A 12,636-nucleotide genomic window follows, 5' to 3' on the forward strand; every position below is an offset into this window, starting at 1 on the left:
GCTCGTACGACCCGTCCACGGAGGACCAGCGTGAACCTGCTGCTCGCGGAAGTGGCCCAGGCCACCCAGCGGCTGGCCGACGCCGGCGTGCCCTCGCCGCGCAACGACGCGGAGGAGCTCGCCGCCTTCGTGCACGGCGTGAAGCGGGGCGAGCTGCACTCCGTCAAGGACTCCGACTTCGACGCCCGCTACTGGGAGACGATCGCGCGCCGCGAGGCCCGTGAACCGCTGCAGCACATCACGGGCCGGGCCTTCTTCCGGTACCTGGAGCTGCAGGTCGGCCCCGGTGTCTTCGTGCCGCGCCCGGAGACCGAGTCCGTCGTCGGCTGGGCCATAGACGCCGTCCGCGCGATGGACGTCGTCGAGCCGCTCATCGTCGACCTGTGCACCGGCTCCGGGGCCATCGCCCTCGCCATGGCGCAGGAGGTCCCGCGCTCGCGGGTGCACGCCGTGGAGCTGTCCGAGGACGCCCTGAAATGGACGCGGAAGAACGTCGAGGGGTCCAGGGTCGAGCTCGTGCGGGGGGACGCCAGGGAGGCCTTCCCCGAGCTCGACGGACAGGTCGACCTCGTGATCTCCAACCCGCCGTACATCCCGCTCACCGAGTGGGAGTACGTCGCCCCCGAAGCCCGTGACTACGACCCCGAGCTCGCCCTCTTCTCCGGCGAGGACGGCCTGGAACTGATCCGCGGCATCGAGCGCACCGCGCACCGCCTGCTCAGGCCCGGGGGAGTCGTCGTCATCGAGCACGCGGACACCCAGGGCGGCCAGGTCCCGTGGATCTTCACCGAGGAACGCGGCTGGGCCGACGCCGCCGACCACCCCGACCTCAACAACCGCCCGCGCTTCGCCACCGCCCGCAGGGCGATGCCGTGACGACAGCCCCGACGGCCCAGATCATCAGTGTCAGCTTTTCAGTGAGGAGTCCGGACTAATGGCACGGCGATACGACACCAACGACGCGACCGACCGTACGACCGGTCTGCGCGAGGCCGCGTCCGCCGTCCGCCGCGGCGAGCTGGTCGTGCTGCCCACCGACACGGTCTACGGCATCGGCGCCGACGCCTTCTCCCCGGAGGCGTGCGCCGACCTGCTGGACGCCAAGGGCCGCGGCCGCAACATGCCCACGCCCGTCCTGATCGGCTCGCCGAACACGCTGCACGGCCTGGTCACCGACTTCTCCGAGATGGCCTGGGAACTCGTCGACGCCTTCTGGCCGGGCGCCCTGACCCTCATCGCCAAGCAGCAGCCGTCCCTCCAGTGGGACCTCGGCGACACCCGCGGCACCGTCGCCATCCGCATGCCGCTGCACCCCGTCGCCATCGAGCTGCTCACCGAGGTCGGCCCGATGGCCGTCTCCTCGGCCAATCTGACGGGACACCCCGCCCCCGAGGACTGCGACGCCGCGCAGGAGATGCTCGGCGACTCCGTCTCCGTCTACCTGGACGGCGGCCCCACCCCCGGCATCGTCCCGTCGTCCATCGTCGACGTCACGGGCAAGGTGCCGGTGCTGCTCCGCGCGGGCGCACTCGACGCGGACGAGCTGCGCAAGGTGGTACCCGACCTCGAGGTGGCGAATTGACAGCCCCTGAGACGGGGCGTGGCATAGCGGGCTTCCCGGGCTCTGCGGACACCTTCCGCATCCTCCACGTCAGTACCGGCAACGTGTGCCGCTCGCCCATCACCGAGCGGCTGACCAGACATGCCCTGGCCGATCGCCTCGGCGACCCCCTCACCGGCGGTCTCATCGTCGAGAGCGCGGGCACCTGGGGCCACGAGGGCGCCCCCATGGAGACCAACGCCGAGACGGTCCTCGCCGACTTCGGCGCGGACCCCACCGGCTTCATGGGCCGCGAGCTCCTCGACGACCACGTCATCCGCGCCGACCTGGTGCTGACCGCCACCCGCGACCACCGGGCGCAGGTCATCTCCATGGGCCACTCGGCGGGCCTGCGCACGTTCACCCTCAAGGAGTTCACGCGGCTCGTACGGGCCATAGACATGACGACGCTGCCGGACCCGGACGGCGGGGTGGTGGAGCGGGCCCGCGCGCTGGTGCGGGCCGCAGCAGCGCTGCGCGGCTGGCTCCTCGCGCCGAACGTGGAGGCCGACGAGGTGTACGACCCGTACGGGGCGCCCCTGCCGTTCTTCCGGTCGGTGGGCGACGAGATCAACCAGGCGCTCGACCCCGTGGTGACGGCGCTGACCGGGGTGCCCGCGCACATGTAGCGGCCTACATTGGATCTGAGGTCACCCCTGCACAGGCCCCGGAGCCCACGATGTCGCTCAGCACGGTCAGCACCGCACCCACCGCACTCACCACCCCCGCGGCCCACCCGGACCTCGAAGGGCTGCGCAGGCAGGACCCCGAGCTGGCCGAGGTCCTCGCCGCGGAGACCGCCCGGCAGGCCGACGCGCTGCAGCTGATCGCCGCCGAGAACTTCACCTCGTCCGCCGTCCTCACCGCGCTCGGCTCACCGCTCGCCAACAAGTACGCCGAGGGCTATCCCGGCGCCCGCCACCACGGCGGCTGCGAACTCGTCGACATCGCCGAGCGGATCGCCGTCGACCGGGCGAAGGCCCTGTTCGGCGCCGAGCACGCCAACGTGCAGGCGCACTCCGGCTCGTCCGCCGTCCTCGCCGCGTACGCCGCGCTGCTGCGGCCCGGCGACACGGTCCTGGCGATGGGTCTGCCGTACGGCGGTCACCTCACGCACGGCTCGCCCACGAACTTCTCGGGCCGGTGGTTCGACTTCGTCGGGTACGGCGTGGACCCCGAGAGCGGCCTCATCGACTACGACCAGGTGCACGCCCTGGCCCGCTCGCACCGCCCCAAGGCCATCGTCTGCGGCTCCATCTCGTACCCCCGGCACATCGACTACGCGGCGTTCCGCGAGATCGCCGACGACGTGGGCGCGTACCTCATCGCCGACGCCGCGCACCCCATGGGCCTGGTCGCCGGGGGAGCGGCGCCGAACCCCGTCCCGCACGCGGACGTCGTCTGCGCCACGACACACAAGGTCCTGCGCGGCCCGCGAGGCGGCCTCCTGCTGTGCGGGACGGAGCTGGCGGAACGGATCGACCGTGCCGTCTTCCCGTTCACGCAGGGCGGCGCACAGATGCATACGATCGCCGCCAAGGCCGTGGCGTTCGGCGAGGCGGCGACGCCGGCGTTCACGGCGTACGCCCATCAGGTGGTCCGCAACGCACGCGCCCTGGCCGAAGCACTGGCCGCCGCCGGATTCGCCATCACCACCGGCGGCACGGACACCCACCTCATCCTGGCCGACCCGACCCCCCTGGGAGTGGACGCCCGCACGGCCCGGGGCCGCCTCGCCGCCTCCGGAATCTTCCTCGACACCTGCGCCCTGCCCCACGACGACACCCGCGGCCTGCGCCTCGGCACGGCGGCCGTCACCACCCAGGGCATGACGGCCCCGCACCAGGCGCGCATCGCAGGCCTGGTGCGGGAAGCGGTGCGCGAGGACACCAACGTACGAGAAGAGGTACGCGAACTGGTGGGAGGATTTCCGCCGTATCCGGCCCAGCCAGGGGCAGTCGGGTCAGAGGACGATGCGGAGTCGTGCAACCATCGTCGCTACCCGTAAGTCCCCAACCGTATGCGCGCAAAGCTAGGGTGTGGGGCTGAGATGGCCAGCGATACCTGTGGGGAAGCCCGTGCGTGAATACCTGCTGACGCTCTGCATCACGGCCGCGGTGACCTACCTGCTGACCGGCCCGGTGCGGAAGTTCGCGATCGTGGCCGGCGCCATGCCGGAGATCCGCGCTCGTGACGTTCACCGGGAGCCCACGCCCCGGCTCGGCGGGATCGCGATGTTCTTCGGACTCTGCGCGGGGCTCCTGGTCGCCGACCACCTGCCGAACCTCAACGCGGTCTTCGAGAACTCCAACGAGCCGCGCGCGCTGCTCTCCGGCGCGGCGCTGATCTGGCTGATCGGAGTCCTGGACGACAAGTTCGAGATCGACGCGCTCATCAAGCTGGGCGCCCAGATGATCGCCGCCGGCGTCATGGTCATGCAGGGTCTGACGATCCTGTGGATCCCGGTCCCCGGTGTCGGCACGGTCTCGCTCACGTCCGGGCAGGGCACCCTGCTCACGGTGGCGCTCGTGGTGATCACCATCAACGCGGTCAACTTCGTCGACGGGCTCGACGGTCTCGCCGCGGGCATGGTCTGCATCGCGTCCGCCGCGTCCTTCATGTACGCCTACCGCATCTGGTACGGCTACGGCATCGAGGCAGCCGCACCCGCCACGCTCTTCGCCGCCATCCTCATGGGCATGTGCCTGGGCTTCCTGCCGCACAACATGCACCCCGCCCGCATCTTCATGGGCGACTCCGGCTCGATGCTCATCGGGCTCATCCTCGCGGCGGGCGCGATCTCCGTCACCGGACAGGTCGACCCCGCGACGCTGAAGCTCAACTTCGGCACCGGGCGCGACGCGACGCACGCGATGCTCCCCGTCTTCATCCCGCTCCTGATGCCGCTCACGATCATCGCGATCCCCTTCGCGGACCTGGTCCTCGCGATCGTGCGGCGCACCTGGAACGGCAAGTCGCCCTTCGCCGCGGACCGCGGCCACCTCCACCACCGGCTCCTGGAGATCGGGCACTCCCACAGCCGCGCGGTGCTGATCATGTACTTCTGGTCGGCGCTCATCGCCTTCGGCACCGTCGCGTACTCGGTCCACTCGACGAGCATGTGGATCCTGCTGCTGATCGTCGCGCTCAGCGCGCTCGGCCTGGTGCTGCTCCTGCTGCCGCGCTTCACCCCGCGCACCCCGCGGTGGGCCGAGGCGTTCGTGCCGCCGCGCTACCGCCGTCGCCGTGCCACCGCGGCCGGAGAGCTCACCGCCGAGGACGCGAGGTCTGCGGAAGAGGAACCTCCGGTGCCCGCGGGTGTCAACGGAGCGACCGCGATCGGCGCCCGTTCGCGCTTCCAGGAGCGGCGAGAGGCCGAGTCGTCGCGTTGACGCTCGACCCGAAATCGCGCCTTTACCAGACAAACCGGCGCTCCGGATGCACAGACGCGCAGATTGCTTCTCATGTGTGACAGTCGGCACACCTAGCAGGTAAAGACCTCATCAAATAGTTTGTGATACGGTTCACGAGATCCCGGGATAGAGCCGAAGGGCCGTAGTGCGACGGTCCATTGGCCCGAGGGACCCTCTCGACCCGGGTCTACGCTCGTCCATGACGACACCCTGCCCCCATCAGTAAGCGGAGCGCCGCCATGCCGTCTCAAGACGCCCGAAATCTCCTTCAGTCCGCCGTGCCCACGGCTGCCGTCGGCGCGATCGTCGCCGCGGTCAGCGGTGTCGTCGCCGGTGGCAAGGGGGCGATCGGCGCGGTCGTCGGCACGGTGGTCGTCATTGCCTTCATGGGGCTCGGTCTCTTCGTCCTGCAGAAGACGGCTAAATCGCTTCCGCAGCTTTTCCAGGCCATGGGCATGATGCTCTACGTCGCCCAACTCCTGCTGCTTCTCATCTTCATGGGTCTGTTCAAGGACACCACGCTCTTCAATCCGAGGGCCTTCGCCGCCGCACTCGTCGCGGCCACCATCGTGTGGATGGCCGCACAGGCGCGTGCGCACATGAAGGCGAAGATCCTTTACGTCGAACCCGACTCCGAAAGCGACTCCTCCAAGAAGGACAAGCCGGAGAAGTCGGGGTCGTCGACGTGAAGGGTAGGGGCGGGATAAATGGCCGTTCGAGATGCTGCTATCGTCCGGTGCCAACTGCGGCACTGCGGGCGCGGGCATCTGAGCTGACGCCTGCACAATCGCGAGGCTCGATGCCTGAATGCCGCTCACACTTCCGAAACACCAGTCCGGTGCCGACCCGCGGCCGTGCGCCGCGCCGACACGACAACGAGGTTGCCGTACCTATGCGTCACGCCGAAGGAGCCCGCGGTGAGTGCTGACCAAACTGAGCTCGCCTTTGACTGGAGCTGTCGGATCATGTCCGACAACGGCTGTGGCTTCCCGGCTCCGGGCCTGCACTCGTTCCTCTTCAAGCCGATGTTCACCGTCGGCGGGTTCGAGTTCAACAAGGTCATGCTGCTCGCCCTGATGACCACGCTCGTCGTCGTCACCTTCTTCTACGTGGCGTTCGGCAAGGCCAAGTTGGTCCCGGGCAAGCTGCAGATGATGGGCGAGGCCGGCTACGACTTCGTACGCCGCGGGATCGTCTACGAGACGATGGGCAAGAAGGACGGCGAGAAGTACGTCCCGCTCATGGTCTCGCTGTTCTTCTTCATCTGGATCATGAACATCTGGTCCGTGATCCCGCTGACCCAGTTCCCGGTCTCGTCGATCATCGCCTACCCGGCGGTGCTCGCGGCGGTCGTCTACCTGGTCTGGGTGCCCCTCACCTTCAAGAAGCACGGCTTCGTGGGTGGCTGGAAGAACATCACCGGCTTCGACAACTCGCTCGGCCCGATCAAGTGGCTCGTGTCGTTCATCGAGTTCTTCTCGAACCTGCTGGTGCGCCCCTTCACGCACGCCGTACGACTCTTCGCCAACATGTTCGCCGGTCACCTGATGCTGGTGATGTTCACCGTCGCCTCCTGGTACCTGCTGAACAGCTGGATGATCCCGGCCGCCGGTGTCTCCTTCGTGATGACCATGGCGATGATCGTCTTCGAGCTTTTCGTGCAGGCCGTCCAGGCGTACGTCTTCGTACTCCTCGCCTGCTCGTACATCCAGGGCGCTCTGGCCGAGCACCACTGATCGCCCTCCCCGCAACCCCCTAAGCGCCCGGTGGCCAACCCCCACCGGTCCATGAAAGAGAAGGAAGTAACGGCATGTCCGCGACTCTCGAGCTCGCCGCCCTCCAGGGTGACATCAAGGCCCTCGGCTCCATCGGCTACGGCCTCGCGGCCATCGGCCCCGGCATCGGTGTTGGCATCGTCTTCGGTAAGGGCACCGAGGCTCTCGCCCGTCAGCCCGAAGCTGCCGGCCTGATCCGTGCCAACCAGATCCTCGGTTTCGCCTTCTGTGAGGCGCTCGCCCTCATCGGCATCGTCATGCCGTTCGTCTACGGCTCCTGATCGCCCGAGACGATTAGTCCCGTTCGACGAAAGGCAATGATGTGATCGCCAACCTGGTACAGCAGGCGGCCGAGCACGCGGAGGAGCAGAACCCGCTCATCCCGCCCGGTCCCGAGCTGCTCGTCGGCGCCATCGCCTTCGCCATCGTCTTCTTCTTCTTCTGGAAGAAGCTCCTCCCGAACATCAACAAGGTTCTGGAAGAGCGCCGGGAGGCGATCGAAGGCGGTATCGAGAAGGCCGAGGCCGCTCAGACCGAGGCCCAGAGCGTTCTTGAGCAGTACAAGGCTCAGCTCGCCGAGGCCCGGCACGAGGCCGCGCGTCTGCGCCAGGAGGCGCAGGAGCAGGGCGCCACGCTCATCGCCGAGATGCGGGCCGAGGGCCAGCGTCAGCGCGAGGAGATCGTCGCCGCCGGTCACGCGCAGATCGAGGCCGACCGCAAGGCCGCCGCGCAGTCGCTGCGTCAGGACGTGGGCCAGCTGGCCACCGACCTGGCGGGCAAGCTCGTCGGCGAGTCCCTCGAGGACCACGCCCGGCAGAGCCGCACCATCGACCGCTTCCTCGACGAGCTCGAGGAGAAGGCCGAGGCCGCTCGATGACAGCGCACGGAGCTAGCCGCGAGGCCCTGGCCGCCGCGCGCGAGCGCCTCGACGCGCTGACGGACAGCACCTCGGTCGACCCGAAGCAGCTCGCCGACGAGCTCGCCGCGGTCACCGCGCTGTTCAGCCGCGAGGTGTCGCTGCGTCGGGTCCTGACCGACCCGGCGCAGTCCGGCGAGGCCAAGGCCGAGCTCGCGGGCCGCCTGCTCTCCGGACAGGTGGGCGGCGAGACCGCCGACCTGGTGGCCGGCATGGTGCGCTCGCGCTGGTCGCAGTCGCGTGACCTGGTGGACGCCCTGGAGGAGCTCACCAACCTCGCCGACCTGACCGGTGCGCAGAAGACCGGCGGTCTCGACAACGTCGAGGACGAGCTCTTCCGGTTCAGCCGGATCGTCTCGTCCGACAACGCGCTGCGTGCCGCGTTGACCGACCGCGCCGCGTCCAACACGGCCAAGAGCGAGCTGCTGCGCAGCCTGCTCGGTGGTCGCGCCGAGGTCGTCACGGAGCGTCTCGTCGAGCGCCTCGTGACCGCGCCGCGTGGACGTAGCCTGGAAGAGGGCATCGTGTCCCTCTCCAAGCTGGCCGCCGACCGCCGCAACCGGATGGTCGCCGTCGTCACTTCCGCTGTTCCGCTCTCGGACCGGCAGAAGGAGCGTCTCGGCGCCGCACTGGCCAAGGTGTACGGACGCCCGATGCACCTGAACCTCGACGTGGACCCCGCGGTCCTCGGCGGGATCACGGTCCAGGTGGGCGACGAGGTCATCAACGGCTCCATCGCGGACCGCATCGAGGAAGCCGGCCGCCGCGTGGCCGGTCAGTAAAGCAACAAAGCACGACCTACGGCCCTAGTTGGGCCGTGCAGAGGATTCCTGGGGGCTGACCCCAGACCCCCCAAGAAAACTTCGGGCCCAACAAGGAGAGCAGGGAACCCAGATGGCGGAGCTCACGATCCGGCCGGAGGAGATCCGGGACGCGCTGGAGAACTTTGTCCAGGCGTACAAGCCGGACGCGGCCTCGCGCGAGGAGGTCGGTACGGTCACCCTTGCCGGCGACGGCATCGCGAAGGTCGAGGGCCTGCCCTCGGCCATGGCCAACGAGCTGCTGAAGTTCGAGGACGGGACCCTCGGTCTCGCGCTGAACCTGGAAGAGCGCGAGATCGGTTCGATCGTCCTCGGTGAGTTCAGCGGTATCGAGGAAGGCCAGTCGGTCACCCGTACCGGCGAGGTGCTGTCGGTCGCCGTGGGCGAGGGCTACCTCGGCCGCGTCGTCGACCCGCTCGGCAACCCGATCGACGGCCTCGGCGAGATCGAGACCAGCGGTCGTCGCGCCCTTGAGCTGCAGGCCCCCACGGTCATGCAGCGCAAGTCGGTGCACGAGCCGATGGAGACCGGCTACAAGGCCGTCGACGCGATGACCCCGATCGGCCGCGGCCAGCGTCAGCTGATCATTGGTGACCGCCAGACCGGCAAGACCGCCCTGGCCGTCGACACGATCATCAACCAGCGCGAGAACTGGCGCTCGGGCGACGTGAACAAGCAGGTGCGCTGCATCTACGTCGCCATCGGCCAGAAGGGCTCCACCATCGCCTCCGTGCGCGGTGCCCTCGAAGAGGCCGGCGCGCTGGAGTACACGACCATCGTCGCCGCCCCGGCGTCCGACCCGGCGGGCTTCAAGTACCTGGCGCCCTACACCGGCTCGGCCATCGGCCAGCAGTGGATGTACGAGGGCAAGCACGTCCTCATCGTCTTCGACGACCTCTCGAAGCAGGCCGACGCCTACCGCGCCGTGTCCCTGCTGCTCCGCCGCCCGCCGGGGCGCGAGGCCTACCCCGGTGACGTCTTCTACCTGCACTCGCGTCTGCTCGAGCGCTGCGCGAAGCTCTCGGACGAGCTGGGCAAGGGCTCGATGACCGGTCTGCCGATCGTCGAGACCAAGGCGAACGACGTGTCGGCGTTCATCCCGACCAACGTCATCTCCATCACCGACGGCCAGTGCTTCCTGGAGTCGGACCTCTTCAACGCCGGTCAGCGCCCCGCGCTGAACGTCGGTATCTCCGTCTCCCGTGTCGGTGGTTCCGCGCAGCACAAGGCGATGAAGCAGGTCTCGGGTCGTCTCCGCGTGGACCTCGCCCAGTTCCGTGAGCTGGAGGCCTTCGCCGCCTTCGGTTCCGACCTGGACGCCGCGTCGAAGGCCCAGCTCGAGCGCGGCCAGCGCATGGTCGAGCTGCTCAAGCAGCCGCAGTACGAGCCGATGGCGACCGAGAACCAGGTCGTCTCCGTGTGGGCCGGTACCACCGGTCGCATGGACGACGTGCCGGTCGTCGACATCCGCCGCTTCGAAAGCGAGCTCCTCTCGTACCTGCACCAGAGCGAGAAGGGCCTCATGACCTCCATCAAGGAGGGCGGCAAGATGTCGGACGACACCCTGCAGGCCGTCGGCGACGCCATCGAGAAGTTCAAGAAGCAGTTCAAGACTTCGGACGGCAAGCTTCTCGGCGACGACGCCCCCGCCGCTGCCAAGTGACGTAAGGAAGGGACCTGACTCATGGGAGCCCAGCTCCGGGTCTACAAGCGTCGCATCCGATCCGTCACCGCGACCAAGAAGATCACCAAGGCGATGGAGATGATCGCCGCCTCGCGTGTCGTCAAGGCGCAGCGCAAGGTGGCGGCCTCCACGCCGTACGCGACCGAGCTCACCCGGGCGGTCACGGCGGTCGGCACTGGTTCGAACACGAAGCACCCGCTGACCACCGAGGCGGAGACGGCGACCCGTACCGCGGTTCTGCTCCTCACGAGCGACCGCGGACTGGCCGGCGCCTTCAACTCCAACGCCATCAAGGCCGCGGAGCAGCTCACCGAGCGCCTCGAGGCCGAGGGCAAGGAGGTCGACACGTACATCGTCGGCCGCCGTGGTCTGGCCCACTACAACTTCCGCGAGCGCAAGGTCGTGGAGTCGTGGTCGGGGTTCACCGACGAGCCCACGTACGCGGATGCCAAGAAGGTCGCGGTGCCGCTGATCGAGGCCATCGAGAAGGAGACGGCGGAGGGCGGCGTGGACGAGCTCCACATCGTCTACACCGAGTTCGTCTCGATGATGACGCAGACGGCCATCGACAGCCGCCTGCTGCCGCTCAGCCTCGAGGAGGTGGCGGAGGAGTCGAAGTCCGGCAAGGACGAGATCCTTCCGCTGTACGACTTCGAGCCGTCGGCGGAGGACGTCCTCGACGCCCTGCTGCCGCGGTACGTCGAGAGCCGTATCTACAACGCGATGCTCCAGTCGGCTGCCTCCAAGCACGCCGCCACGCGCCGCGCGATGAAGTCGGCGACCGACAACGCCGGGGATCTGATCAACAGCCTCTCCCGGCTTGCCAACGCGGCCCGCCAGGCCGAAATCACCCAGGAAATCAGCGAGATCGTCGGCGGCACAGCAGCCCTGGCCGACGCGACCGCGGGGAGTGACAAGTAATGACGACCACTGTTGAGACGGCCGTTGCCACGGGCCGCGTCGCCCGGGTCATCGGCCCGGTCGTCGACGTGGAGTTCCCCGTCGACGCGATGCCGGAGATCTACAACGCCCTGCACGTCCAGGTCGACGACCCGTCGGCCGAGGGCGCGAAGAAGACGCTGACCCTCGAGGTCGCCCAGCACCTGGGTGACGGCGTGGTCCGCGCGATCTCGATGCAGCCCACCGACGGCCTGGTCCGCCAGGCCGCGGTCACCGACACCGGCAAGGGCATCTCGGTGCCGGTCGGCGACGTGACCAAGGGCCGTGTGTTCAACACCCTCGGTGAGGTGCTGAACGACGACCCGTCCTCGGTCGCCGAGGCCGAGCGCTGGACGATCCACCGCAAGGCCCCGGCCTTCGACCAGCTCGAGTCCAAGACCGAGATGTTCGAGACCGGCCTGAAGGTCGTCGACCTTCTCACCCCGTACGTCAAGGGTGGAAAGATCGGTCTGTTCGGTGGTGCCGGTGTCGGCAAGACCGTTCTGATCCAGGAAATGATCGTCCGTGTGGCCAAGCTGCACGACGGTGTCTCCGTCTTCGCCGGTGTCGGCGAGCGCACCCGTGAGGGCAACGACCTCATGGTCGAGATGGAGGAAGCCGGCGTTCTGGACAAGACCGCGCTGGTCTTCGGCCAGATGGACGAGCCGCCGGGCACGCGTCTCCGTGTCGCCCTGGCCGGTCTGACCATGGCGGAGTACTTCCGCGATGTGCAGAAGCAGGACGTGCTGTTCTTCATCGACAACATCTTCCGCTTCACGCAGGCCGGTTCCGAGGTCTCGACCCTGCTCGGCCGCATGCCCTCCGCGGTGGGCTACCAGCCGAACCTGGCCGACGAGATGGGTCTCCTCCAGGAGCGCATCACGTCGACCCGCGGTCACTCGATCACCTCGATGCAGGCGATCTACGTCCCCGCGGACGACCTGACCGACCCGGCCCCGGCCACCACGTTCGCCCACCTCGACGCGACGACGGTTCTCTCCCGTCCGATCTCCGAGAAGGGCATCTACCCGGCCGTGGACCCGCTGGACTCCACGTCCCGCATCCTGGACCCGCGCTACATCGCGCAGGACCACTACGACTGCGCCATGCGCGTCAAGGGGATCCTGCAGAAGTACAAGGACCTCCAGGACATCATCGCGATCCTCGGTATCGACGAGCTCAGCGAGGAAGACAAGCTCGTCGTCGCCCGTGCCCGTCGCGTGGAGCGCTTCCTGTCGCAGAACACCCACGCCGCCAAGCAGTTCACCGGCGTGGACGGCTCGGACGTGTCCCTCGAGGAGTCGATCGCGGCGTTCAACGCGATCTGCGACGGCGAGTACGACCACTTCCCCGAGCAGGCCTTCTTCATGTGCGGTGGTCTCGAGGACCTCAAGAAGAACGCCAAGGAGCTCGGCGTCTCCTGAGCTCGGTAGCTCGATCCGGAGAGGGGCGGGGGCACCCCGCGCAGGGGCAGTGTCCCGCCCCTCT

13 protein-coding genes are annotated in these 12,636 nt (G+C 68.4%); all 13 read left to right on the forward strand.

All coding sequences use genetic code 11. The features are described 5' to 3' along the window. Positions 1 to 30: 30 nt before the first annotated feature. The 13 genes from prmC (at position 31) to atpD (ending at position 12,572) form a co-directional block, all read left to right on the forward strand. Positions 31 to 876, forward strand: a complete 846-nt coding sequence (gene prmC / locus DEJ47_RS26310; RefSeq protein ID WP_150172250.1) for a peptide chain release factor N(5)-glutamine methyltransferase — start codon at positions 31 to 33, stop codon at positions 874 to 876. A 58-nt stretch (positions 877 to 934) separates the two neighbouring features. Continuing rightward, entirely contained in the window at positions 935 to 1,582 is a 648-nt protein-coding gene (locus DEJ47_RS26315; RefSeq protein WP_150172252.1) for an L-threonylcarbamoyladenylate synthase, read from the forward strand. Continuing rightward, positions 1,579 to 2,229, forward strand: coding sequence for a protein-tyrosine-phosphatase (locus DEJ47_RS26320; RefSeq protein WP_150172254.1), 651 nt, complete (start codon positions 1,579 to 1,581; stop codon positions 2,227 to 2,229). Before DEJ47_RS26315 ends, DEJ47_RS26320 begins: the two co-directional genes overlap by 4 nt. Positions 2,230 to 2,279: 50 nt before the next feature. Continuing rightward, complete coding sequence (glyA, locus tag DEJ47_RS26325; RefSeq protein WP_150172256.1) at positions 2,280 to 3,608, forward strand: serine hydroxymethyltransferase; 1,329 nt, start codon at positions 2,280 to 2,282, stop codon at positions 3,606 to 3,608. A gap of 70 nt (positions 3,609 to 3,678) precedes the next feature. Further along, the gene (locus DEJ47_RS26330; protein ID WP_150172258.1) at positions 3,679 to 4,992 is read left to right on the forward strand and encodes an MraY family glycosyltransferase; all 1,314 of its coding nucleotides are present in this window, start codon (positions 3,679 to 3,681) and stop codon (positions 4,990 to 4,992) included. Between the two features lie 260 nt (positions 4,993 to 5,252). Beyond that, entirely contained in the window at positions 5,253 to 5,702 is a 450-nt protein-coding gene (locus tag DEJ47_RS26335) for a hypothetical protein (RefSeq protein WP_150172260.1), read from the forward strand. 276 nt (positions 5,703 to 5,978) lie between these two features. Next, complete coding sequence (gene atpB / locus DEJ47_RS26340) at positions 5,979 to 6,749, forward strand: F0F1 ATP synthase subunit A (RefSeq protein ID WP_150175876.1); 771 nt, start codon at positions 5,979 to 5,981, stop codon at positions 6,747 to 6,749. A gap of 74 nt (positions 6,750 to 6,823) precedes the next feature. Next, positions 6,824 to 7,069, forward strand: coding sequence for an ATP synthase F0 subunit C (atpE, locus tag DEJ47_RS26345; RefSeq protein WP_016643250.1), 246 nt, complete (start codon positions 6,824 to 6,826; stop codon positions 7,067 to 7,069). Between the two features lie 41 nt (positions 7,070 to 7,110). Then, a complete protein-coding gene (locus DEJ47_RS26350; RefSeq protein ID WP_150172262.1) occupies positions 7,111 to 7,665 on the forward strand; it encodes a F0F1 ATP synthase subunit B in 555 nt (184 codons plus the stop codon). Beyond that, positions 7,662 to 8,486 carry a F0F1 ATP synthase subunit delta gene (locus DEJ47_RS26355; protein WP_150172264.1) on the forward strand — a complete coding sequence of 275 codons (825 nt, stop codon included), beginning with the start codon at positions 7,662 to 7,664 and terminating at the stop codon, positions 8,484 to 8,486. The genes DEJ47_RS26350 and DEJ47_RS26355 overlap by 4 nt, the downstream gene beginning before the upstream one ends. Before the next feature lie 112 nt (positions 8,487 to 8,598). Beyond that, entirely contained in the window at positions 8,599 to 10,188 is a 1,590-nt protein-coding gene (gene atpA, locus DEJ47_RS26360) for a F0F1 ATP synthase subunit alpha (RefSeq protein WP_150172266.1), read from the forward strand. Between the two features lie 21 nt (positions 10,189 to 10,209). Then, positions 10,210 to 11,130 carry a F0F1 ATP synthase subunit gamma gene (locus DEJ47_RS26365; RefSeq protein ID WP_150172268.1) on the forward strand — a complete coding sequence of 307 codons (921 nt, stop codon included), beginning with the start codon at positions 10,210 to 10,212 and terminating at the stop codon, positions 11,128 to 11,130. Further along, complete coding sequence (gene atpD / locus DEJ47_RS26370; RefSeq protein ID WP_150172270.1) at positions 11,130 to 12,572, forward strand: F0F1 ATP synthase subunit beta; 1,443 nt, start codon at positions 11,130 to 11,132, stop codon at positions 12,570 to 12,572. The genes DEJ47_RS26365 and atpD overlap by 1 nt, the downstream gene beginning before the upstream one ends. Positions 12,573 to 12,636: the final 64 nt, after the last annotated feature.

It is taken from the genome of Streptomyces venezuelae (genome assembly GCF_008642355.1).
GTDB lineage: Bacteria > Actinomycetota > Actinomycetes > Streptomycetales > Streptomycetaceae > Streptomyces > Streptomyces venezuelae_B.

What these genes read in the sequence shown, in the direction of transcription:
- DEJ47_RS26355 (WP_150172264.1), top strand. Translation starts at nt 7,662, where the DNA reads ATGACAGCGCACGGAGCTAGCCGCGAGGCCCTGGCCGCCGCGCGCGAG.
- atpD (WP_150172270.1), top strand. Translation starts at nt 11,130, where the DNA reads ATGACGACCACTGTTGAGACGGCCGTTGCCACGGGCCGCGTCGCCCGG.
- DEJ47_RS26365 (WP_150172268.1), top strand. Translation starts at nt 10,210, where the DNA reads ATGGGAGCCCAGCTCCGGGTCTACAAGCGTCGCATCCGATCCGTCACC.
- atpA (WP_150172266.1), top strand. Translation starts at nt 8,599, where the DNA reads ATGGCGGAGCTCACGATCCGGCCGGAGGAGATCCGGGACGCGCTGGAG.
- atpE (WP_016643250.1), top strand. Translation starts at nt 6,824, where the DNA reads ATGTCCGCGACTCTCGAGCTCGCCGCCCTCCAGGGTGACATCAAGGCC.
- DEJ47_RS26315 (WP_150172252.1), top strand. Translation starts at nt 935, where the DNA reads ATGGCACGGCGATACGACACCAACGACGCGACCGACCGTACGACCGGT.
- DEJ47_RS26335 (WP_150172260.1), top strand. Translation starts at nt 5,253, where the DNA reads ATGCCGTCTCAAGACGCCCGAAATCTCCTTCAGTCCGCCGTGCCCACG.
- glyA (WP_150172256.1), top strand. Translation starts at nt 2,280, where the DNA reads ATGTCGCTCAGCACGGTCAGCACCGCACCCACCGCACTCACCACCCCC.
- atpB (WP_150175876.1), top strand. Translation starts at nt 5,979, where the DNA reads ATGTCCGACAACGGCTGTGGCTTCCCGGCTCCGGGCCTGCACTCGTTC.